The 21260-nt window shown below is 68.0% G+C and carries 23 protein-coding genes; 7 read left to right on the top strand and 16 right to left on the bottom strand.

Annotation, left to right across the window (positions count from 1 at the left end; genetic code table 11):
* Positions 1 to 43: 43 nt before the first annotated feature.
* The gene (rplM, locus tag A5759_RS03025; protein WP_064394308.1) at positions 44 to 487 is read right to left on the bottom strand and encodes a 50S ribosomal protein L13; all 444 of its coding nucleotides are present in this window, start codon (positions 485 to 487) and stop codon (positions 44 to 46) included.
* Between the two features lie 340 nt (positions 488 to 827).
* On the opposite strand from rplM, the gene A5759_RS03020 reads away from it, so the two are divergent.
* Entirely contained in the window at positions 828 to 1007 is a 180-nt protein-coding gene (locus tag A5759_RS03020) for an excalibur calcium-binding domain-containing protein (protein ID WP_197505934.1), read from the top strand.
* Positions 1008 to 1109: 102 nt separating this feature from the next.
* Here A5759_RS03020 and A5759_RS03015 read toward each other — a convergent pair whose 3' ends face one another.
* The 4 genes from A5759_RS03015 to eccCa form a co-directional block, all read right to left on the bottom strand.
* Complete coding sequence (locus tag A5759_RS03015; RefSeq protein WP_066810521.1) at positions 1110 to 1406, bottom strand: WXG100 family type VII secretion target; 297 nt, start codon at positions 1404 to 1406, stop codon at positions 1110 to 1112.
* 10 nt (positions 1407 to 1416) lie between these two features.
* The gene (locus A5759_RS03010) at positions 1417 to 1740 is read right to left on the bottom strand and encodes a WXG100 family type VII secretion target (RefSeq protein ID WP_064426603.1); all 324 of its coding nucleotides are present in this window, start codon (positions 1738 to 1740) and stop codon (positions 1417 to 1419) included.
* Positions 1741 to 1812: 72 nt separating this feature from the next.
* Positions 1813 to 2946, bottom strand: coding sequence for a type VII secretion-associated protein (locus A5759_RS03005; protein WP_068193557.1), 1134 nt, complete (start codon positions 2944 to 2946; stop codon positions 1813 to 1815).
* Positions 2943 to 6653, bottom strand: a complete 3711-nt coding sequence (gene eccCa / locus A5759_RS03000) for a type VII secretion protein EccCa (RefSeq protein ID WP_068193927.1) — start codon at positions 6651 to 6653, stop codon at positions 2943 to 2945. The genes A5759_RS03005 and eccCa overlap by 4 nt, the downstream gene beginning before the upstream one ends.
* A 118-nt stretch (positions 6654 to 6771) precedes the next feature.
* On the opposite strand from eccCa, the gene eccD reads away from it, so the two are divergent.
* Together eccD and mycP are read left to right on the top strand one after the other, a co-directional pair.
* The gene (gene eccD, locus A5759_RS02995) at positions 6772 to 8118 is read left to right on the top strand and encodes a type VII secretion integral membrane protein EccD (protein WP_082961938.1); all 1347 of its coding nucleotides are present in this window, start codon (positions 6772 to 6774) and stop codon (positions 8116 to 8118) included.
* Positions 8115 to 9464, top strand: coding sequence for a type VII secretion-associated serine protease mycosin (mycP, locus tag A5759_RS02990; RefSeq protein WP_068193549.1), 1350 nt, complete (start codon positions 8115 to 8117; stop codon positions 9462 to 9464). The genes eccD and mycP overlap by 4 nt, the downstream gene beginning before the upstream one ends.
* Here mycP and eccB read toward each other — a convergent pair.
* On the bottom strand, positions 9432 to 10823 hold the full coding sequence (eccB, locus tag A5759_RS02985; RefSeq protein ID WP_068193547.1) for a type VII secretion protein EccB: 1392 nt from the start codon (positions 10821 to 10823) through the stop codon (positions 9432 to 9434). The two genes, mycP and eccB, sit on opposite strands and share 33 nt — an antisense overlap.
* 44 nt (positions 10824 to 10867) lie before the next feature.
* Positions 10868 to 11434 (bottom strand): CGNR zinc finger domain-containing protein, encoded by a 567-nt coding sequence (locus tag A5759_RS02980; RefSeq protein ID WP_068193544.1) that lies wholly within the window; start codon positions 11432 to 11434, stop codon positions 10868 to 10870.
* A 78-nt stretch (positions 11435 to 11512) separates the two neighbouring features.
* Here A5759_RS02980 and A5759_RS02975 point away from each other — a divergent pair, with 78 nt between their 5' ends.
* The 4 genes from A5759_RS02975 (at position 11513) to A5759_RS02960 (ending at position 14758) form a co-directional block, all read left to right on the top strand.
* On the top strand, positions 11513 to 12529 hold the full coding sequence (locus A5759_RS02975) for a DMT family transporter (protein ID WP_068193541.1): 1017 nt from the start codon (positions 11513 to 11515) through the stop codon (positions 12527 to 12529).
* 33 nt (positions 12530 to 12562) lie between these two features.
* Entirely contained in the window at positions 12563 to 13312 is a 750-nt protein-coding gene (locus A5759_RS02970; protein WP_369816160.1) for a cutinase family protein, read from the top strand.
* Positions 13313 to 13339: 27 nt separating this feature from the next.
* Positions 13340 to 13999, top strand: a complete 660-nt coding sequence (locus A5759_RS02965) for a cutinase family protein (RefSeq protein WP_068193538.1) — start codon at positions 13340 to 13342, stop codon at positions 13997 to 13999.
* A gap of 102 nt (positions 14000 to 14101) precedes the next feature.
* A complete protein-coding gene (locus A5759_RS02960) occupies positions 14102 to 14758 on the top strand; it encodes a cutinase family protein (RefSeq protein ID WP_068193535.1) in 657 nt (218 codons plus the stop codon).
* Between the two features lie 6 nt (positions 14759 to 14764).
* Here A5759_RS02960 and truA read toward each other — a convergent pair whose 3' ends face one another.
* The 9 genes from truA to A5759_RS02920 form a co-directional block, all read right to left on the bottom strand.
* Positions 14765 to 15634, bottom strand: coding sequence for a tRNA pseudouridine(38-40) synthase TruA (gene truA / locus A5759_RS02955; RefSeq protein WP_068193531.1), 870 nt, complete (start codon positions 15632 to 15634; stop codon positions 14765 to 14767).
* 7 nt (positions 15635 to 15641) lie between these two features.
* A complete protein-coding gene (rplQ, locus tag A5759_RS02950; RefSeq protein WP_068193527.1) occupies positions 15642 to 16280 on the bottom strand; it encodes a 50S ribosomal protein L17 in 639 nt (212 codons plus the stop codon).
* Between the two features lie 63 nt (positions 16281 to 16343).
* Positions 16344 to 17396: a DNA-directed RNA polymerase subunit alpha gene (locus tag A5759_RS02945; protein WP_064399044.1), complete on the bottom strand. Its 1053-nt coding sequence runs from the start codon at positions 17394 to 17396 to the stop codon at positions 16344 to 16346.
* A 74-nt stretch (positions 17397 to 17470) separates the two neighbouring features.
* On the bottom strand, positions 17471 to 18076 hold the full coding sequence (rpsD, locus tag A5759_RS02940) for a 30S ribosomal protein S4 (RefSeq protein WP_064399046.1): 606 nt from the start codon (positions 18074 to 18076) through the stop codon (positions 17471 to 17473).
* Between the two features lie 21 nt (positions 18077 to 18097).
* Complete coding sequence (gene rpsK, locus A5759_RS02935) at positions 18098 to 18514, bottom strand: 30S ribosomal protein S11 (RefSeq protein WP_064345641.1); 417 nt, start codon at positions 18512 to 18514, stop codon at positions 18098 to 18100.
* Positions 18515 to 18520: 6 nt separating this feature from the next.
* Positions 18521 to 18895, bottom strand: a complete 375-nt coding sequence (gene rpsM, locus A5759_RS02930) for a 30S ribosomal protein S13 (protein WP_064345640.1) — start codon at positions 18893 to 18895, stop codon at positions 18521 to 18523.
* A 177-nt stretch (positions 18896 to 19072) separates the two neighbouring features.
* On the bottom strand, positions 19073 to 19186 hold the full coding sequence (rpmJ, locus tag A5759_RS25485) for a 50S ribosomal protein L36 (RefSeq protein WP_003879483.1): 114 nt from the start codon (positions 19184 to 19186) through the stop codon (positions 19073 to 19075).
* Between the two features lie 37 nt (positions 19187 to 19223).
* Complete coding sequence (infA, locus tag A5759_RS02925; protein WP_003418601.1) at positions 19224 to 19445, bottom strand: translation initiation factor IF-1; 222 nt, start codon at positions 19443 to 19445, stop codon at positions 19224 to 19226.
* Positions 19446 to 19660: 215 nt separating this feature from the next.
* A complete protein-coding gene (locus tag A5759_RS02920) occupies positions 19661 to 20839 on the bottom strand; it encodes an alpha/beta hydrolase family protein (RefSeq protein ID WP_369816162.1) in 1179 nt (392 codons plus the stop codon).
* Positions 20840 to 21260 lie beyond the last annotated feature (421 nt).

Below are 21260 nucleotides of genomic sequence, written 5' to 3'. Positions count from 1 at the left end.
GTGTTGGCTTCGGTGTTGTCAACGGTCGTCTCAACTGGCTGAGTCACTGCGCCACCTGCTTGATCTCGTATGGAATCGGCTGCTGGGCGGTGTGCGGATGCTCCGGCCCGACATAGACGCGCAGCTTCTTCTTCACCTGACGGCCCAGCTTGGTGTGGGGAATCATGCCGAGGATCGCCCGCTCGACGACGCGGTCGGCGTGCTTCTCCATCTCCTCACCGAGCGAGCGCTTGCGCAGACCGCCGGGGTAACCCGAGTGGCGGTAGAAAAACGTGCGGTCCGCCTTGTTACCGGCGATGGCGATCTTCTCGGCGTTGATGATGATGACGAAATCGCCACCATCGACATTCGGCGTGTATGTCGGCTTGTGCTTGCCGCGCAGCAGATTGGCTGCTGCAACGGCGAGCCGGCCGAGCACCACGTCGGTGGCGTCGATGACGTACCACGAACGTGTGGTGTCGCCCGCCTTCGGCGTGTACGTAGGCACAGCGCTACCTCTCCTCTATCGGGTTTCTGTCCCGGTGGCCCGGGGGCCGGTCAGGCGCATCCGGTGGGGTTGATCTCGGCGACCGACGTTGACCCGAGGACCCGTGCTTACCGCACGCCAACGAGGCAGCTTACCCGGGCGCGTCGCCGCAGGTCAAAACGGTGCATCGGCCCGAACCCGAGGGTAAAAGCCAACGCCGTCCAGAAACGTGTCGAAACATAGGGAAACCCCTGATTCATTTCCGTTTCCTGGCCCTTAGCGTCGTCGCGGGGGTTACAGCAAACCGGCTGTCTCACATCCGGAAACACAAGATCTCAATGGAGTGAAAAGGATTCGTGGCTTGATCGTTGCCGCATTCGTCGTCGCGGCAACCGCCGCTGGCGCCGCCACCGCGTCTGCGGACACCTACTACAAGAACTGCTCCGCTGCGCGCGAGGCCGGCGTGACACCGATCCTGCAGGGTCAGGACGGCTACGCCGAGCACCTGGACCGCGACGGCGACGGCATCGCCTGCGAGTAGTCGACGGTGTTGCGCCACCGTGGCCGCTCTCCTCGACCACGGTGGCGCTTACCGTGCGGTCCGTTGGCTCCCCTCCAGCCGGACCGCACAAGTCTCTTTCAGTCAGGCGCCCCACGCTCCTGCGGCACTGCGGTCGGTGGCGGCAACGTCGTCGGCGCCGTCGCGAACCGCGTTGCCGAGGCTGAACAGAATCTCGTTCAGCGCGCCTGCGGCTTGTTCCCACCGGGCCTGTTCGAGCCGGTACGCCTCGGCCGCCTGGCGGGTCCACACCTGCTGAAGCGGCGCGATCTGCGCACGCAGCTCCTCGAGGGCGCCGTTCAGCCGGGCAGAGGTGGCGTGGATCTCCTGCCTGACGGTGTATTCGATCTCGTCGAAGTTGTACGACAACACGTGATCCATCACGGCTCCTCTACAGGTTGTTGGCCACCGCGTCGATGCGGTGCGAATGGCTCTCGTTGGCTTCCCGAAGGGTCTGCTGGTTGAGCCGGATGGTCTCGGCGATCCTCTGTAGCGAGGCATGCAGCTTCAGCGACTCGGCATTCCATCGGTCGACGACGTCGCGGAAGCGGGCGGCCGCAACGCCGCCCCAGACCGACGGTGGCACGGCGGTCATCCGACCGATGAACGACTGCAGCATCGCGCGGATCTCCTCGTTGCGCGCGTCGGTCTGGCCGGCGACCGCGGCCATCAGATCGAAATCGGTGGTGAGCGAACCGCCTTGCGGTGTCGTCATCGGAATCCTCTCGTTGCTCGCTTCGGTTCTGACTGGTACGACGCACCGGGTGTCGGTCCGGTTCCACTGGATTCAAGAAATCGCGTGGGCGGATCTGATCGCCTGATCGCAGACCTCGCGGACCGTGGACTCGCGACCCGGTGCGCTCTGGCAGCCGATGGCGATGCGGACACCGTCATCGACCAGAACGGTCCATGCGACGTGATGGTCCGGGCGTAGTTCCCGGTAGGTGACGCCTGCTCGTCCGGCCGGCGTGCCGGCTGCGTTGAAGTCGACGAAGACGTCGTCGGGCTCACCTGCCAGGGCGCTTCGCAACGCGGCCGCAGTCTGTGCGAGGTCCGCTTGCGGCGGGCCCACGGACTGGGTGAGGTGAAGCGCGACGTCGGCGTCTGACGGCGAGGTGATCTGCGCGCGAGCCGAGCCGGGGCCGGATGTGATGTGCTGCACCGACCACGCGGCGGGCACCGTCACCTGAACTCGCCCCTCCATCAACAGGGTTGACGCGAAGTTCGGTTCCCGGTCGTCGTCACCACGCAGGGCGAACCCGCCACATATCGCTATCGTCGAGGCGACGACGATGGTCAGCACCGCAGCTCGTCGTGGCTGGTTCGGATCGCTTTCGGCGGCGCCGGCAGCGCGCGCGGGAGGTTCGGCTTCTGGTCGACGAACTGTGTCTTCGTGGGCGACGCGGACCTCGATACCGTTGCCGCGCAACCGTTCAGCGATCACGTCGGTCAGCGGTTCGAGGCCGGCCGGCGCGTCGATCAGCGCCGGCCCAGCGGGCCCGACCGCTGCGAGCACCCTGTTCGCCACTTCGTCGTCGACATTGGCGATGACGACGGCAGTGGCGGCGGGACGGGTGACAACCACCAACTCCGCGGCGATCTCGACGACGGTTGTGCCTATCTGCCGCTGGAGCACCGCGGTGCGCCGGATCACCTCGACGCTGGTCGCCGTCGTCGCTTCGCGTACGCGATCGATGCGTGCGCTCGGCCACCACGTCGGGCAGACGAGGACGACATGGTCGGCGCCGCCGGCCGCGGCTGCCATCAGCTGGGACCAGAGTTCGGGCGCGGGCACCGCCTCCTCGCCGACCAGTGCGAAATCGTCGTCGATGGCCTCCAACGCCGACGAGACCAGTTCGGAATCAAGCGGATTGGCTCCGCGTATCGAAGCCGGTCCGACCTCGACGACGGTGCGGCTCATGGCGTTTCCGCCCAGCCGACCTGGATCAGGCGTTCACCTTCGCCGCGCGTGATCAGCGTGGCGCGCCCCGGCGGCAGCGATGAGGGGCGGACCGAGCCCATCAGCACACCGTCGTCCGCGCTTGCGCTCATCATGACGCCGAGGCACCCGATCTCCCGCATCCTGGCGAGAAGTGGGTCGAACATCGCCCGCGCGGCACCTCCCGATCGGCGAGCGACGATGACATGCAGACCGAGGTCGGCGGCGTGCGGCAGGAAGTCGGCAAGCGGGGTCAGCGGATTGCCCGTCGATCCGGCCACCAGGTCGTAATCGTCGACGACGAGGAAGATTTCAGGCCCCGACCACCACGATCGGTCGCGCAACTGCCGTTGTGTCACGTCTTCGCCGGGCATGCGCGCCTCGAGCATCCCTAGGAGCTTGGGAACCCTCGCCGCCAGAGCCACCGGTGATGCGGCGTACCCGGCGAGGTGCTCGGTTTCCACGACGCCGAGCAGAGAGCGCCGGAAATCTACGATCTCGAGGCGCACCTGGTCGACGCGGTGAGTCCGGACGATCTCCTGACACACCACGCGCAGCAGAGAGGTCTTGCCACAGCCGCCTTCCCCGAGGACCAGCATGTTCATCTGCTCGGCGAAATCGACAGTCACAGGGGCTAACTCGTGCTCGTCGAGGCCGAGCACCATCGTCTCGGCCGGTTGCACGCAGCGCGCGACCAGTTCGGGATGTCGCACGAGCACCGGAAGCAGCTGGATGCGCGGGGCGAGGCAGCCGCGCCACCGCTGTCGGTGCCGCCCGACGGTTGCGGCCAACGCCTCGCCGAGCCCCTCGGTGCTGGGCACACCGTCAAAGCGCGGCAGCGCGATCATCATCTCGCACCCGTCGGCGGTGATACCCCGCCCCGGAGGGCAGTTGGTCAGCGCCCGGGCGCGGCGGCGGTCCATCTCCGACTCGGCCGGATCGCCGAGTCGCAGTTCAATGCGCGTCGCGATCTGATCCTTCAACGCGGGCCGCAGTTCGGGCCACCGCGAGGCGGTGATCACCACGTGCACGCCGAATGCGAGTCCCTGCCCGGCTATCGCGGTGATCGGCGTCTCCAACTGTTCGAGCTCGCGACGCAGGTGAGCCCAACCGTCGACGACGAGGAAGACGTCACCGTGAGGGTCGCCGGCCGCAGCGGGATCCTGTGCGGCGCGACGGGTGCGATACTCGGCCATCGACCCGATTCCCATTGTCCGGAAAACCTTTTCCCTCGACCGGATCAGTGATTCGATGACGGCGACCGTGCGACGGCACAGGTCCGTATCGGCTCGACCGGACACCGCACCGACGTGCGGCAGATCCGCGAGGCGCATGAGCGCCCCACCCCCGAAATCGATTATGTACAGCGAGATGTCTTCGGGGCTGTGCGCCTCCGCGAGGGCCAGCACCAGCGTTTGCAGGGCCGTCGACTTGCCCGACTGAGGAGCGCCGACGATGGCGACGTTCCCCGCGGCCATCTGCGCGACGAGCAGATCGCGGCGTTGGTCGAACGGACTGTCCACCAGACCCATCGGGACACTGAGCGAATCCTTCGCCGCTGTCGACATGATCAGGTCGAGCGTCGGAGGCGCGGCGAGCGGCTCCAGCCACACCCGGTGCGCGGCGGTCCCTCGGTCCGCGGCTCGATCCAACACCGCGTCGAGGAGGGCCGGTGCATGTTCGGCGTGCTCGTCATGGTCCGTCGGCGGTGTGGCGGTGAAGATCATCGGCACCGCAATGTCGCCCCCGTCCTCGGCGTTGGGTCGAGGACAGGGTCCGGAGACGAACGCCGTCTGGAACCGGATCAGGTCCCCGGCGGCCGTCTTCAGCAGGGCCGCGCCGGGCCTGCCGGGCAGCGTGTGCGCATCGGGCACACCCAGTACGGCTCGGGACTCGCCGGCGGAGAACGTCTTGAGGCAGATCCGATACGACAGGTGGGTGTCCAGACCGCGGAGCCTGCCCTCGTCGAGTCGCTGACTGGCCAACAGCAGGTGGATGCCCAACGACCGGCCCAGCCTGCCGATTGCGACGAACAACTCGGCGAAGTCGGGGTGCTGGGCGAGCAGCTCGGAGAACTCGTCGACGACGATGAACAGCGCGGGCAGCGGCGGCAGGCGAGCGTCATTTGACCGAGCCCTGGCGTAGTCCGCGATGTTGACGAAATTGCCTGCCGCACGGAGTAACTCCTGCCTGCGGTGGATTTCCCCGGCCAGCGCGTCGCTCATCCTGGCCACGAGGTGGGCTTCGCGTGCCAGGTTGGTGATCACGGCCGCCACGTGTCGAGACCGTTCCACGCCGAGAAACGTCGCTCCGCCCTTGAAGTCGACGAGGATGAAGTTGAGCACCTCTGGCGGGTGTGTCGTGATCATGCCGAGCACCAGCGTGCGCAGTAGCTCGGATTTTCCGGATCCCGTAGCGCCGACGCAGAGACCGTGGGGGCCGATGCCGTTGCGGGCGGCCTCGTTGATGTCGATCAGAACCGGCGTGCCGTCGTCCGCGACGCCGATGGGTACCGGCCGCACCTGTCGGGTTTGGGACCACACCTTTTCGGGCGTCAGCCGGTTCGGTTGGTCGATGCCCATCAGGTCGAGCCAGCCACGGACCGCCGACATGCGGTGCGTTCCACCGGCGGGTGCGGCGTCGGACCCGTGGGCCGCCAACTGTCGCGCACACATCGTGGCCTGCGTCAGGGTCAGCGAGTCCGGCTCGCAAACCGTCTCACGGCGGTCACCGATGCGCACGGTCAGGTGCTCGCCGTCAACACGCAGACACGCCACGGATTCAACCGGGTCGGCTCCGATCGCGAGGACCGTGACGCCGCTCGTCTCCGTCAAGACCTCGCCGGTCCGGCTTCCCTCCGCGACCACCACGAGGTGCCTACCGGTAGGACCACCACGAGTGCGAGATGAATGCTCGTGGTGCGGCAGCCATTTGAGCCACTCCCAGTCCTGACACGTCTCGTGATCGGTGACCGCCGTTATCGCCACCTGGCGAGGGTCGTGATGTGTCGCGAGTTGGCACACCATCGCTCGCACAAGACCGCGTGCAGAATCGTCATCGCCGCACACCGCGATGACGCCATGTTGTCGGAGCGCGACCGTGGCCGGTGATCGCGGCACGACCGAGCGCTGCCGGATCAGCGTGCGCACCGCGGACACCGTCACCGGATCCCGATCGTCGAGCGCGCCGAGGTCCGGCTCCACCAACGGGGTGCACAACGTCTGCGCACCGACGCCGACCCGGACGCAGCAGAAGTCGTCATCGTCGCGGTCCGCTCGCACCGTTCGCCGGTTGCCCGCCGACGCCCACAGCGACTCGGGTGCCGGATGGCGCGAATACTGTTGGCGGCGTTGCTCGACGGCCGCCGCCACCACCTCATCGTCGAGCCCGTCGAGATAGCGCAGATAGCTCCGCCGATTGCGGTCGATCTCGGCGGATCGGTCCGCCCCGCCGCGGGCTCCGTACAGCATCGTGCCGAGCACCGACATGACCATCATCACCGGAAAGAATGCGAACATCGGCGTCCGGTTCGCGCTGGCGCCTGAGGTGAAGTACACGGCCATCATGCCGACCGCTGCGACGAGCATGGCCAGCGGTAGCAGCCGTGCGACCGGGTTGGTCGAAGGCGCTTTCGGCAGCGCTGGCGGCGATTTCACCACGACGCCGAGTGTTTTCGCAGATGAGTTCATCGAGAGATGAGACGCGGCCGGGATCCGTTCGGTTCCATCCACAGCCGACCAAACAAGTGTCGAGGCCCCGTCGTCGGCGGCGTTACGGTAACCACACGGGCACCGTAGGGGGGATGCGATGGCTGGTTCAGGCTGCCGAGTGAGCATTCACGTCGATGGGGCGGATACGGCCCAGACTGTGGATCTGGCGCTTCCCCGCCGGGCCTACCTGGGCGACATGCTCCCGTCGATCGTCGAGCTGGTTCAGCCCGATCACCGGGAGGCCCAAGAGCGGTGGCGGCTACACCGAATCGACGGATCGGCGCTGGACGAGTCACTGACGTTGCCCGACAACCAGGTCCGCGACGGAGAGGTGCTGTGGCTCAGCGCCGAGGACGTTCCAGACCCGGTCTTCGCCGACCGCGATGCCACTCGCACGGTGACCAGGCGGCAGCCCGCGACCAGTGGTGTTCCGCGCATACTGTGCGTGACCGGCAGCGTGGTCGCTGCGGGAATCGGCGGTATCGCGCTCTTGTGGTCGGCCGGCCCAGCTGGCCGCACGCTTCCGGTTCTCATCGGCGCCACACTGACCTGCGCCGCGGTCACCGCCGCCGCCATCAGTGGGCGTACGCACTCGGAACCGTTGCTGTGCACCACATTAAGCGTGATCGCGGTGATGACGGCGGCGGTGACGGGTGCCGTCGCGGTACCTGGCGGCCCGCTCGCCGCGCATCTGCTGCTTGCTTCCTCGGCGGCGTTGGCCACCGCGGTGGTCTCGTTGCGCCTCAACGGTCGTGGTCTTGTGCCGCTCGCCGCGATCGCCACCACGTCACTGCTGTGCACTGCGGCCTCGGCGGCCTCGGTCGCATGGCGCCTCGGTGGGACGGCTTCGGGCGCGTTGCTCGCGGCCCTGGCGCTGGCGACGCTGAGTCTGGCCCCGCGGCTGGCCATTGCGCTCACCCGCATCGGCCCCGCCCCGCCCGACGACGACTTGGATCGTCTTCCCGACTGTGTTGAGGAGAGCGAGGCGGCGCGTGCCCACGACCTGCTGACCGCGATGGCCGCCGGCGCATCGATCGCCGCGGCCATCGCCGCCGTGTCCGTTGGCTTCGGTTCCCTCGAGGCGCGCGAGTTCTCCGTGCCGGCTGCGGCGTTCGACGGTGTCGTCGGTGCCGCGCTGTTACTGCGCACCCGTACTCATATCGGGACCGCGCGCCGCGCCGCGTTGGCAGCGAGCGGCTTCGTCGCGCTCACAGCGGCGTTCGTGGTCCTCGCAGTAGCCTTTCGGCAGCACGCCCACTGGTTGGGGGCTCTGGCGGCTGTGGCAGGCACCGGACTTCTGATCCCGCTCCTGCGCTTCACACCCGGCCTGGCGGCGCGCCGCGCTGCCGAACTGACCGAGTACGCGGCATTGGCGGCCGTGGTACCGCTGGGCTGCTGGATCGCCGGCGTCTTCGGCCTCGTCCGCAACCTGGCGCTGACGTGACACCGCTCATTCGTATCATCGTCGCCACCGCATTCGCCTCGGCTCCGCTGATCGTCACCCCCGAGGCGGCCGCGATAACACCGCCGCGCGTCGATGATTCGCTGCTTCCCCACTCGCAATCGCCGGCACCGCCGCAACCCACCGAGCAGACGGACCCATGCACGATCGCACAGAAGGCCACCCCCGGCGGCGATCCCGGCGGCCAACTGCGCGAGCTGGATCTGCGGTCGGTCTGGCAACTCACCAGAGGAGCCGGTCAGAGCGTCGCGGTGATCGACACCGGTGTCTCGCGCCACCGACTGTTGCCTCGCCTGGTGCCCGGCGGCGACTACGTGTCCAGCGGCGACGGCACCGACGATTGCGACGGCCACGGCACGATCGTCGCGGGGATCGTCGGCGCCGCACCGGATTCGGCTACCGCCGACGCGTTCAGCGGTATCGCACCCGAGGCCACGATCATCGCCATCCGCCAGTCGAGCACGAAGTTCAGCGCCGAAGATGCCAGGGGAACATCCGGTTTCGGCGACGTGGACACCCTCGCTCGCGCGGTCCGCACCGCGGCGGACATGGGCGCCACCGTGATCAACGTCTCGACCGTCGCCTGTGTCACCGTGGGCACGGCTTTGGACGACGGACCTCTGGGCGCCGCATTGGCGTATGCGGTCGACGTGAAGAACGTCGTGGTGGTGGCCGCCGCGGGCAATGCCGGCGCGCCGGGACAGTGTGAGCATCAGAATCCGGCCCGACCGGGACGACCGGACTGGGACGACGTCAAAGCGGTGGTGAGCCCGGCCTGGTACGACGACTACGTCTTGACGGTCGGATCGGTCGGACCGAGCGGTGCGCCTTCGGAGTTCACGTTGGCGGGTCCCTGGGTCGACGTCGCCGCTCCCGGGGAGCGGGTGGTGTCGCTGGATCGCGCTGGCGACGGGTTAGTCGCCGCGCTACCCACATCCGCCGGTGAGAAGCCGCTCGCGGGAACCAGTTACGCCGCACCCGTTGTCAGCGGGATCGTTGCGCTGCTGCGGTCACGTTCGCCGCAGTTGACCGCCCGGGAGGTCATGCGTCGTATCGAAGACACCGCGCGGAACCCGGCCGGCGGCTGGAATCCGCTCGTCGGTCATGGCGTCGTCGACACCCTTGCCGCGGTCACCGGCGGCGCCACCTTCCCCACCGAGCCCGGCCACCCGACGGTGGTGTCGCTGTCGCGACAGCAACCACCGGACGGACACGCGGCGCGGACCGCCACCCGCGGAGCCATCGTCTGCCTGGCGGTCGTAGGCGTCATCGCGATGACGTTGTCGGTGAGGCGGTTACGTCGGCCCCACTCCCCCGCTCGCGACTGACGCGGCCTCGACACTCAGCTCCGGCCCGCGCGGCAGTCGCGCCAACAAGGGCCACGGCGCCGGCAGCGGATCGCCGGTCAGCCCGAGTCGCTCGGCCGTCTCCTGATCCCGGATGCCGAAGACCACCCCGGCGTCGTTCACCAGGAAAAGCGTTCCACTTCGTGCACCGTCACCAGTCACGCCCGCCGCGCGCACGTACGCGCTGCGACCCCCGCTCATCGCGAAGGCGTCGATTCGGGGCCCTTCGGCGTCGGCGTGCGCCAGCTGCGCCGGCCGCAGCTCAACGCTGTCGGGTATCGCGTCGCCCGCGAGGGTTCCCGTGACGACCGATTCGGAGACCGCTGACCACTGCCACCGCGCGCATACGACCGGATCGGTTGCGGCACCGGCACGTTCGGGGAACTGTCCGACGGGTAGCTCGTCAACCACAGGGACGGTGCCGATCGCGCCGGGCTCGACAGTGACGATCTCGTGTGCGGCCTGCGGCTGGGTGAACCGGATGAGATCGGCCGCCACGATGCCGATCCGCTGCACTCCCGTCCTCAGTACCACGTAGTGCTGCGACGACTCGGCATGCGGCACACGGATCACGGCGCCGACCCGCAGTCCGTGCAGCGGCGCCGGCGCGGGCGCTCCGGCGCCGCGGATGGCGGGCGCCGCGAGTTCGGGCACCTCCGGCACGGTGTTGAGCAAGGTGCGGGTGACCGGCCGTGGCGCAACGCCGTCGAGTTCGAGCGCACGCACCACGGCCGGATTACGCAGATCCACTTTCGCGCGCCGCCCATCAAAGAGCAGATACGTCGTCGCCGCACCTTCCCCCGCCGCGCTCACCAGGACGCTTGCCGCCGCGGCGCGCTTCTCGTCGGCGGACCCCACCAGCACCGTCGCCATCGACGAATCACCCTCGCACACAAGCCATCCCGACTTGTCCTGCGTCAGCGGCGCGCCGATCATGTCAGGGGCGCCCGGGATGCCGAGCGACGCACCCCTCGAGGCCCGGTCGACGGCCGACGCGCTGACGAGCCGGGGTTTGGCCGCCGAAGCGGTGATCAGCCGGGCCGAAGCGAGGTTGGGGACCGGGTGCAGATTGTGGTCGATCCGCACGTAGAGGGCGCCCGTGTCGCGCACCATCACGATCGGAGCGTCACCGAGTCCGCCTCTGGGCTGGAGAAACGCCAGGACGGCGGCCACCCCGAGCCCGATGACTGCCAGAACCGAGCCGACCGACAACGAAAGTGCCTGCGCGCGCATCGGATCGTCGAGCATCTGCACGTCGCCGCGGACGAGGGCATGCTGCATGCGCCGCAGCAAGAAGCGGTGTCCGCTGGTCTGCAGTCTGGTGGTCGATCGCCCCGTCATCACTCCCCCGCCGAAAGCCTAAGGCCTGCGGGGAGCCCACACCGTCACCGCTTTCGGCCGTGCTCCATGGCTCGACGCTCCCGGTACGCCGCCACGTGTTGGCGGTTGCCGCAATTGCCGGTGTCGCAGAACTTGCCCGACCGGTTGCGGGACATGTCGACCAGCACCGCGTCACAGTCTGACGCCGCGCACATCTTGAGGCGGCGCAGCTCGCCGATACGGATCAGGTCGGCCAGCGCCATCGCCATCTCCGCGCCCATCCGCTGCCACAGCGGGTCGTCCACCGACGCGAGGTGCAGGTGCCACTCCGGCATCTCCGGATGCCGAGTCAGCCACGGCGAGGCGTTGGTGTCGGCGAGCAGTGCGTTGACCTGAGCCACTGTGCTCTCCTCATCCTCGGCGACCGCCCAGATCCTGCCCAGGCGGTCGCGAAGCCGATGAACCGACTCGAGTTCCTCGGCGTCGCGGTCACGGCGGCCCGTCCAGCCGAAGCTGTCGAGATAGGTGTTCAACGCCGCCATGTCGCCCAGCCGTTCACCGTCGACGCGATCGCTGTTGATGAGCTCACACGCGGCCCGCAAGGTGAGCTCGGTGTCATGACTGAAAAGCATTTGACTCATGACGCCTCTCGCCGTTAAATGTCAGGAGCGTAGATTATTTTACTCCTTACATACCCTCGGAGGTCGACCATGGCCGTGACGGCATCGGGCACGCGGCCCGCTGCCGACCACTTCCGGATCGGGCTGATGCTGGCGGTCGGTTCGGCGGTCGCGTTCGGCTCTTCGGGCCCCTTCGCGAAGGCGCTGATGACCGCGGGCTGGAGTCCGACCGCCGCGGTCGTCGCCCGGCTGGCGGGCGGCGCGCTGGTGATGGCGATTTTCGCCAGCATCGTCAGGCGCGGGTGGGTTCGCGAAGCGCTGCGCCACCCGACGACGGTTCTCGCCTACGGCGTCGTCCCGATCGCGGGTGCGCAGCTGTTCTACTACAACGCCGTCGCGCACCTGTCCGTCGGCGTCGCGCTGCTGCTGGAGTACACCTCGCCGGTCATCGTCGTCGCCTGGGTCTGGGCCACCACACGCCGTCGCCCGACCACCCTGACCCTGGCCGGTGTCGGGCTGGCGATCGCCGGGATCATGCTGGTGCTCGACGTGTTCTCGGGCGCGCACATCAACGTTGTCGGCGTGGGCTGGGGGCTGGCGGCCGCCGTCTGCGCAGCCGGATATTTCCTGATGTCGGCCAACGCCGGCTACCCGGGCCACAGCGACGGAATCAACCCGGTCACACTGGCCGCGGCGGGGCTGATCGTCGGCTCGGTCGCGGTCACGCTCCTCGGACTGACGGGGATCATGCCGTTGACGTTCACCGCCGCCGACACCGTCATCGCCGGATACACCACCTCGTGGATCGTGCCGGTCATCGCCCTGGGCGTCATCGCCACCGCGGTGGCCTACACGCTGGGCATCATGGGCATCGCCCGGCTGCGGCCACGCTTCGCATCGCTGGTCGGCCTTTCCGAGGTGATGTTCGCGGTGCTGGCGGCCTGGATCCTGCTGGGCGAAGCGATCACCCCCACGCAGGCGGTCGGAGGTGCCATCGTCCTGGGCGGCCTGGCGCTGGCACGAGCAGGCGACCGTTCCGAAGCGGTTGCCGAGACGACGTGGCCGGACGGCCCACCCGGGGAGTCGTCCGTGCGAGCGAACTGTTAGCCCGCAGACCCCTTGGTATGTGAGTATGTCCGCGTGACTTTGCTGCGCGAGACGGCCCGAGCGGCGGCCGCGGTTGCCGCAGTCGCCGCACTCGTCGGCGGCGCGGCCCCGCTGGCGGCCGCCCAGCCCGGCCCCCCACCCGGCCCCGTCAGCCCCGGATACGGTTCCGGCGCCACCCCCGGGCCGGCGGCCACCAGCCCCGGATACGGATCCTCGAGGTCCTCGTGCAGCGATATCGAGGTGATCTTCGCTCGCGGCACCGACGACACCCCCGGCCTGGGCACGCCGGGCACCGCGTTCGTCAACGCGCTGCGCGGCCTGACCGGAGGGCGCACCATCAGCACGTACGCGGTCGACTATCCCGCGTCATACGACTTCCTGGCCGCCGCCGACGGCGCGACCGACGCCACGAACCGCATCGCGATGCTGGCGCAGCAGTGCCCGAGCACCCGCATCGTGCTCGGCGGGTACTCCCAGGGGGCCGCGGTCGTCGACATGCTGGCGGGTGTTCCGCCGCTCGGCAACAAGATCGGCTCGATCGGTTCGGCTCCCCCGCTGCCCGGCAGCCTGGTGCCCAACGTCGCCGCCGTCGCGGTGTTCGGCAACCCGGCGACCAAATTCAACAACCCGATCACCAAGTCGGTGTTCTCCGGCCGCGCGATCGACCTGTGCAAGGACGGCGACCCGATCTGCTCCCGGGGGCGTAACCCGTTCGCCCACAACGACTACGTGACCGCCGGACTGGTCCAGGAGGCCGCGAACTTCGTCGCCGGCCTGGTCTGATCCCGCGCGGCGATATCATCTCGTCCCGTGGATTTCGCTCGCCTTCGTCGTCGGTTCGCCGGCGCCGCCGTCATCGCGGCAACCGGATTGACCCCCGCCCTTCTGGCGCCACCCCTCGCTTCGGCGCAGGACTGCTCAGACGTAACGGTGGTGTTCGCCCGCGGAACCGGTGAACCTCCCGGCATCGGCCGTGTCGGCCAGGCCTTCGTCGACGCGCTGCGCCCGCAGGTCGGGGACCGCACGCTGTCGGCCTACGGGGTGACCTACCCGGCCACCTACGACTTCGCGATGGCGGCCGACGGTGCCGCCGACGCAGCGGCGTTCGTCACCAACACCGCGCAGTCATGTCCGGACTCGCGCATCGTGCTCGGCGGGTTCTCTCAGGGCGCTGCGGTCGTCGATATGCTCGCCGGCATCCCGCCGCTGGGGAACCGGATCGGCGCGCTGGGCCCGGTGCTGCCACCGAACGTCGCGCCCAACGTCGCGGCCGTCGCGGTGTTCGGCAACCCGGCGACCAAGTTCGGCAACCCGATCACCTCGGCGCCGATTTTCGGTGGACGGGCGATCGACCTGTGCACCGACGGCGACCCGATCTGTTCCCGCGGCCGCAATCCGTTCGCCCACAGCGATTACGTCGGAGCCGGAATGGCGAACCGGGCTGCGGATTTCGTGGCGCGTCTGGTCTGAGGTCGCGGCAACCGCGGAGGATTACCTTCGTCGGCGTTGATTAGTTCCTATAGGATCGGCGGAGTGCAAAACGATCTTGTTCGCTGCTTGGGGCGCCGGGGAATGCTGCTCATCGGGGCGGTCGTCCTCGCGGTCGCGGGGCTGATCGCGCCCGTCCCGCAGGGCACCCATGGCCTTTTGTCCGTCGCCGCCGCGCAGTCTTGCCCGCAAGCGGAGCTCATCTTCGCCCGCGGTCGCACCGAGTCACCCGGTGCCGGCGTGATCGGCAACGCGCTCATCAGCGCGCTGCGCAACAAGACCGACAAGAACATCAACCTCTATTCCGTGAACTATCCGGCCGACTACGAGATCGACATCGGCGCCAACGACATGAGTTCACGGATCCAGGACATGGCGGCACGGTGCCCAGACACCCGGCTGGTACTCGGCGGATACTCGCTGGGCGCCGCGGTGACCGACGTCGTGCTGGCCGCACCCATCGCCGCGTTCGGGTTCGACAAGCCGCTGCCTCCGGGAATGGACCGCCACATCGCCGCGGTCGCACTGTTCGGCAACGGCATCGCATGGGCCGGGCCGATCACGAACTTCAGCCCGCTCTACGGCGAGCGCACCATCGAGTTGTGCCACGGTGCCGATCCGATCTGCAACCCCGCAGAGCCGAAGACCTGGGAGGGCAACTGGCCCGACCACGCGGCGCGAGCGTATGTGAACGCGGGCATGGTCAACCAGGCGGCCGACTTCATCGCGGCCCGGATCTAGTCGGGTCTAGTCGACCACCCGCAGGTCGCGGGTGACCTTCGTGCGCGCTTCGAGCTGATCGTCTGACGGGTAGTCGACGCCGACGAGGGTCAACCCCTGGGCAGGCGCTGCCGCGAATTGGCTGGACCGCCGATCGGCGGCCAACAAACTTGCGCACCAGTCGGGTTCGCGGCGGTGTTCGCCGACCGCCAGCAGCGCACCGACCAGTGACCGGACCATGGACCAGCAGAAGGCGTCGGCGCTGACATGCGCGGTGACGCGCGCCCCCTCACGCGACCAGTCCAGGCGCTGCAGGTCGCGGATGGTGGTGGCGCCGTCGCGGTGCCGACAGAATGCGGCGAAGTCGTGCAGCCCCAGTAGCTTCCGTGACGCCTCGGTCATCGCGTCCACGTCGAGCGGGCGCGGCCAGGCAGTGACAAAGCGCGCCTCGTGCGGTTCGACACCGTATGGCGCCGTCGACAATCGATAGACGTAGTGGCGGCGCAGCGCGGAGAAGCGGGCGTCGAAACCGGCGGCGGCACGCTCGATGTCGAGCACGCGCACATCTCGGGGCAGGAACCGGCCGAGCCGTCGCACCAGCGGCAGGAACTCGCTGTCGCCGGGACGCGTCGCACGCGGATAAGCGTGTGGCAGGGCCTCTTCGGGCACATCGACATGAGCGACCTGACCGGTGGCGTGCACACCGGCGTCGGTACGACCCGCCCCGCGCACCACCACCGCGGTGCGGAACACCGTCGACAGCGCCTCCTCGAGGACACCGGCCACGGTGCGCTGTCCTGTCTGGACCGCCCAGCCGGCGAACTCGGTTCCGTCGTAGGCGATGTCGAGCCGAAGACGAACGAGCCCGCCACCGGATTCGATGGCGGGCTCGCTCATGACGTCCTCAGGACTTGTCGTCATCCTTATCGGCCTCAACCTGCGCAGGCTCGTCGGCCGAAGCCTCGGCCTCAGCGCCCTCGGACGACTCGGCCTCGCTCGATTCGGTCCTGGCCTCCTCGACCGATTCCTCCTCGGTGGGGCCCTCGGCGGCCTCGGGCACGACCGCGGCCTGCGGGGCCGACGCGGCCGCGACCGGCTGCTCGGTCTTCTGCGCGCCCGCGGCACCGGATCCGACGTCGCCGCCGGAGCGGCTCCGGCGTGCACGGTTGGCTTCCGAGGTCACCGTCTTCTCCCGCACCAGCTCGATGACCGCCATCGGGGCATTGTCGCCCTTGCGGTTCTCGACCTTGATGATGCGGGTGTAGCCGCCCTCGCGGTCGGCGTAGAACGGGCCGATCTCGGCGAACAGCGTGTGCACGATGTCCTTGTCGCGGATCTTCTTCATCACCTCACGCCGGTTGTGCAGCGTGCCCTTCTTGGCGTGCGTGATGAGCTTTTCCGCATAGGGACGCAACGCCCGTGCCTTCGGCTCGGTGGTCTTGATGCGGCCGTGCTCGAAGAGCGAGGTGGCCAGGTTGGCCAGCAGCGCCTTCTGGTGCGAGGACGACCCGCCGAGGCGAGGGCCCTTGGTGGGCTTGGGCATTGCGACTATCTCCTATGTGGGGCCGACCCCCGTATCAGGTAGGGCCGGGACGGACTCTGTTGTTTAGAGCTGTTCGGTTTCGGCGTAGTCCTGGTTGTCGTCCAGGTCGTAGCCGGCATCGCTGTTCCAGGTGCCGGTGGCGACGTCGTAGCCGGCGACCTCGGACGGATCGAACGAGGCCGGGCTGTCCTTGAGCGACAGGCCGAGCTGGTGCAACTTGATCTTCACCTCGTCGATGGACTTCTGGCCGAAGTTGCGAATGTCCAGCAGATCGGACTCCGTGCGTGCGACCAGTTCGCCCACGGTGTGCACACCCTCGCGCTTGAGGCAGTTGTACGACCGCACCGTCAGGTCCAGATCGTCGATCGGGAGCGCGAAGCTGGCGATGTGATCGGCCTCGGCCGGGGAGGGCCCGATCTCGATGCCTTCGGCCTCGACGTTGAGTTCCCGTGCCAGACCGAACAATTCGACCAGCGTCTTGCCCGCGGATGCGAGCGCGTCACGCGGCGTGATCGAGTTCTTGGTCTCGACGTCGAGGATCAGCTTGTCGAAGTCGGTGCGCTGCTCGACGCGGGTGGCCTCCACCTTGTAGGTGACCTTGAGCACCGGCGAGTAGATCGAATCGACAGGGATGCGGCCGATTTCGGCGCCCGAGGCCTTGTTCTGCACGGCCGGCACGTAGCCGCGACCGCGCTCGACGACGAGCTCCACCTCGAGCTTGCCCTTGTCGTTGAGGGTGGCGATGTGCATCTCGGGGTTGTGCACCGTCACGCCCGCGGGCGGAACGATGTCACCCGCGGTGACCTCACCCGGCCCCTGCTTGCGCAGGTACATGGTGACCGGCTCGTCCTCTTCCGACGAGACGACCAGGCCCTTGAGGTTCAGGATGATGTCGGTGACGTCTTCCTTGACTCCGGGCACCGTGGTGAACTCGTGCAGCACTCCGTCGATGCGGATGCTGGTGACCGCCGCGCCCGGGATGGACGACAGCAGCGTACGCCGAAGCGAATTGCCAAGGGTGTAACCGAAACCCGGCTCCAGCGGCTCGATGACGAACTGGGAGCGGTTCTCGGCCTTGACATCTTCGGACAGTGTGGGGCGCTGAGAAATCAGCATGTGTTTCTTCCTCCTCTACGGCACCCGCTATTTGATGCCGCAAATCCCTACCGCCATCCGGGCGGCGGGAAGCCTTACTTCGAGTACAGCTCGACGATCAGCTGCTCGGACAGCGGCACGTCGATCTGCGCGCGCTCCGGCAACTGGTGCACCAGGATGCGCTGACGCTCGCCGACGACCTGGAGCCACGACGGGATCGGGCGGTCGCCCGCGGTTTCCCGTGCGATCACGAACGGATCGGTGTTCAGCGACTTTTCCTTCACGTCGATGATGTCGTACTGCGACACCCGGTAGCTCGGGATGTCGACCTTGACACCGTTGACCAGGAAGTGACCGTGGCTGACCAACTGCCGCGCCATCCGGCGGGTGCGGGCCAGGCCTGCGCGGTAGATGACGTTGTCCAGCCGGCTCTCCAGGATGCGCAGCAGGTTGTCACCGGTCTTGCCGGGCAGCCGGTTGGCCTCCTCGTAGTAGCGACGGAACTGCTTCTCCATCACGCCGTAGGAGAAGCGGGCCTTCTGCTTCTCCTGCAGCTGCAGGCGGTATTCGCTTTCCTTGATCCGCGCGCGACCATGCTGGCCGGGCGGGTAAGGGCGCTTCTCGAACGACTGATCGCCGCCGACCAGGTCCACGCCGAGGCGGCGGGACTTGCGGGTCGCGGGTCCGGTGTAACGAGCCATTGTCTGTTTCTCCTCGTCCTACTAGACCCGGCGCCGCTTCGGCGGACGGCACCCGTTGTGCGGCTGCGGCGTGACATCGGCGATCGCGCCGACCTCGAGGCCGGCGGCCTGCAGCGACCGGATCGCGGTCTCGCGGCCCGAGCCCGGGCCCTTGACGAACACGTCGACCTTCTTCACGCCGTGTTCCTGCGCCTTGCGGGCGGCGTTCTCGGCGGCCAGCTGCGCGGCGAACGGTGTGGACTTACGCGAGCCCTTGAAGCCCACGTGCCCCGACGACGCCCAGGCGATGACGTTGCCCTGCGGGTCGGTGATCGTCACGATCGTGTTGTTGAACGTGCTCTTGATGTGCGCGGCGCCGTGCGGGACGTTCTTCTTTTCCCTGCGACGGGTCTTCTGCCCCTTCTTGGGGCCGGCCGCGGTCTTTTTGGCGGGTGGCATCGTCGATTACCTGGCCTTCTTCTTGCCGGCGATGGTGCGCTTGGGACCCTTGCGGGTGCGCGCGTTGGTCTTGGTCCGCTGGCCGCGCACCGGAAGTCCACGGCGGTGCCGCAGACCCTGGTAGCAGCCGATCTCGATCTTGCGGCGGATGTCGGCCTGCACCTCGCGGCGCAGATCGCCCTCCACCTTGAGGTTGGCTTCGATGTAGTCGCGCAGCTGGGTCACCTGATCATCGGTCAGGTCCTTGGTGCGCAGATCCCGGCTGATGCCGGTGGCGTCCAGAATCTCTTGGGAGCGGGTACGGCCGACGCCGTAGATATAGGTCAGGGCGATCTCCATGCGCTTATCGCGCGGGAGGTCGACGCCCACGAGACGTGCCATCAGGCGGTGTTCCTTCTTCTATGCGGAGGTCTTGTCCCAGTCCGTTCCCTCATATGGGGTCCGGCCTCCGTGCCGGACGTGACGAGCGGCGCTGATACGTCTTTTTGGCGCTGACGCGCCGGGCAGCTCAGTGGTACTGGGGTTTCGTCATTCAGTTGTGTCGGCAGCCGGCGGGTTCTAACCCTGCCGCTGCTTGTGGCGTGGATCAGAGCAGATCACCATGACCCGCCCATGCCGGCGGATCACCCTGCACTTATCGCAAATGGGCTTGACGCTCGGGTTCACCTTCACGGCTCGTTCGATCCTGTTCTTCTGGAGTGTCTGTTTTTTACTTGTACCGGTAAACGATGCGGCCCCGGGACAGGTCGTAGGGAGACAGCTCCACCACGACGCGGTCCTCGGGCAGGATGCGGATGTAGTGCTGCCGCATCTTGCCGCTGATGTGGGCAAGGACCTTGTGTCCGTTCTCCAGCTCAATGCGGAACATCGCATTGGGCAGGGGTTCGACCACTCGACCCTCGACCTCTATGGCACCGTCTTTCTTGGCCATTGTTTTTCGGAGATCCTCCGTGTCCTGATCGTTGGCGCCTTCCCGCCGCGAGCGGCGGATACTGCTTGCGGCGCAGCATTTGCTCCGACTACAGAACGTGAGCCAGTAGCCAGAAATTCCTGAACAGGGCACGCAAAGAGTCGGCGCGATCACCGCACCGTTGATCCATGGTACTCGCCCACCGGCCGCGCCCAAAATCGCGACGGAGGGCTCCGTCAACCCGTCGCCGTCTCGGGCCGGTCCGGTTCTGCGTCACTGCCGCGGACCAGGCCCGATTGCACCAGCGCGGCCGTGACGAACCGGTGCACGGGCCGGGACCTGAAGAAGCCGGTGTGCCCGCCGCGGTACCACTGGATATCGGGACGGCCCCAGTGCTCCCAGAGCCGGTCGATCTGCTCGCGAGGGTGGACCACCTGGTCGGCGATGCCCGCGTAGATGAAGCGCCCGCCCATCGGGACCTGTGGCAGCAACGACAGCGGCGAGATCATCCGGCCCAGCGGGGCGGCCAGCCTGATCGTCTCCATCCGCGGATCGTCGCTGTCCATGCCGGAGTGCCGCGCCAAAAGCCCGACCAGGTCTGCGACCGGCACGCCCAGCACCGCGCATTCCAGGTCGTCGTCGAGGCTGGCCACCAACGCCGCGATGAAACCGCCCAACGACAGGCCGTACACGCCGATCGGCGCTTTTGGCTGCTGCCGGCGGATCCACGACAGCAGGCTGCGGACGTCCCACACCGCCTGCGCGGTGGCGTGGATGTCGTCGAGGACGTCCTCGCCGGGGAACACCGCACCTTTCGGCAGTCCCTTGGCGCGCGGACCGTGCATCGGCAGCACCGGCATCACGACGTTGAGACCCAACTCCTCGTGCAGGTACCAGGCGCGGAAGATCGCCAGGTCGATCGCTGCCCGCCCCATCTCGGTGCCGTGGACACACACCAGCCACGGCCGCGGTTCGGGGTGGCGCAGCAGCAGACCGTAGCCGCGGGAGACGGCGCCATAACCCAGCCAGCGGTCGGCGCCCGGTTCGGCGGCGTCCGGCCGGTACCCGCTGCTCCAGCGCAACCGGTAATAGGAGCGGTTGCGGCGACGCACCGGTGAGACGTCCAAATCGCTGGGCGGCCCCGGCGCTGCGAAGAACGCCGTCGGATCGTCGAGGCATCCACGCTCTCCGTAGAAATCCAGCGCCGCCACCACTTCACCGTGGATCCGCTCGAACGCCCGCGGATCGCTGAGCGGACGCCGCGCTCGCAGTCCGAGCAGCACCACTTCGTCACGGAACGCCTCGGCGGCCAACGCGACCGTCGGCCGCACGGTCGGCGTCTGATCGCGGCCGTCGTGGAGGTAGTCGCGCCACGAGCGCGCGTAGTAACCGCCAGTTCTCGTCAGCGGTTGCACCGCATTGCGCAGCGGCGCCTGTATCCGCGGCACGGTGGGGCGGTGCGGAGTCCGTGCGTCGTTGTCGGCGCCGATGCCGATGTCGTCTGTTCCCACATCTCCGACAGTAGCCACGCGGTCGTCGTACCCGTAGTGCCATTGGTCACCTGTCAAAGCGTGCAATCGCGCTGAGGCTGAGCCGGATTCGGTGCAGGCCGCCCAGCGCCAAGTGGCGCTCACCACTGTGCAGGACAAATGTGGCGGCCCTTATACACGACCACGTCGTTCTGCCGCTTCGTCTGGCGCATAGGTGACTTCGGTCCCTAGCCATCACCGGTGGCCGGTGGCCCTACGAGAAGTGGTCAACGGCAGTGAACCCGGATCACATCTCGTGCTGGTGTCACCGACTGACTTCGGGCGGCTGCAACGGGGCGAGAAAGCC

This window comes from Mycobacterium sp. 852014-52144_SCH5372336 (assembly GCF_001665615.1).
Taxonomy (GTDB): Bacteria; Actinomycetota; Actinomycetes; order Mycobacteriales; family Mycobacteriaceae; genus Mycobacterium; species Mycobacterium neumannii_A.
The sequence above is the reverse complement of the archived record's forward strand: the minus strand, read 5'-3'. Positions and strand labels throughout refer to the sequence as shown.

Excerpts from the sequence above, each read along its gene's own strand:
- A5759_RS03015 (WP_066810521.1), bottom strand. The coding sequence starts at position 1,406 with ATGGATCACGTGTTGTCGTACAACTTCGACGAGATCGAATACACCGTC.
- A5759_RS03010 (WP_064426603.1), bottom strand. The coding sequence starts at position 1,740 with ATGACGACACCGCAAGGCGGTTCGCTCACCACCGATTTCGATCTGATG.
- A5759_RS03005 (WP_068193557.1), bottom strand. The coding sequence starts at position 2,946 with ATGAGCCGCACCGTCGTCGAGGTCGGACCGGCTTCGATACGCGGAGCC.
- eccCa (WP_068193927.1), bottom strand. The coding sequence starts at position 6,653 with ATGAACTCATCTGCGAAAACACTCGGCGTCGTGGTGAAATCGCCGCCA.
- eccD (WP_082961938.1), top strand. The coding sequence starts at position 6,772 with ATGGCTGGTTCAGGCTGCCGAGTGAGCATTCACGTCGATGGGGCGGAT.
- eccB (WP_068193547.1), bottom strand. The coding sequence starts at position 10,823 with ATGACGGGGCGATCGACCACCAGACTGCAGACCAGCGGACACCGCTTC.
- A5759_RS02980 (WP_068193544.1), bottom strand. The coding sequence starts at position 11,434 with ATGCTTTTCAGTCATGACACCGAGCTCACCTTGCGGGCCGCGTGTGAG.
- A5759_RS02975 (WP_068193541.1), top strand. The coding sequence starts at position 11,513 with ATGGCCGTGACGGCATCGGGCACGCGGCCCGCTGCCGACCACTTCCGG.
- A5759_RS02960 (WP_068193535.1), top strand. The coding sequence starts at position 14,102 with ATGCTGCTCATCGGGGCGGTCGTCCTCGCGGTCGCGGGGCTGATCGCG.
- truA (WP_068193531.1), bottom strand. The coding sequence starts at position 15,634 with ATGAGCGAGCCCGCCATCGAATCCGGTGGCGGGCTCGTTCGTCTTCGG.
- rplQ (WP_068193527.1), bottom strand. The coding sequence starts at position 16,280 with ATGCCCAAGCCCACCAAGGGCCCTCGCCTCGGCGGGTCGTCCTCGCAC.
- A5759_RS02945 (WP_064399044.1), bottom strand. The coding sequence starts at position 17,396 with ATGCTGATTTCTCAGCGCCCCACACTGTCCGAAGATGTCAAGGCCGAG.
- rpsD (WP_064399046.1), bottom strand. The coding sequence starts at position 18,076 with ATGGCTCGTTACACCGGACCCGCGACCCGCAAGTCCCGCCGCCTCGGC.
- rpsK (WP_064345641.1), bottom strand. The coding sequence starts at position 18,514 with ATGCCACCCGCCAAAAAGACCGCGGCCGGCCCCAAGAAGGGGCAGAAG.
- rpsM (WP_064345640.1), bottom strand. The coding sequence starts at position 18,895 with ATGGCACGTCTCGTGGGCGTCGACCTCCCGCGCGATAAGCGCATGGAG.
- infA (WP_003418601.1), bottom strand. The coding sequence starts at position 19,445 with ATGGCCAAGAAAGACGGTGCCATAGAGGTCGAGGGTCGAGTGGTCGAA.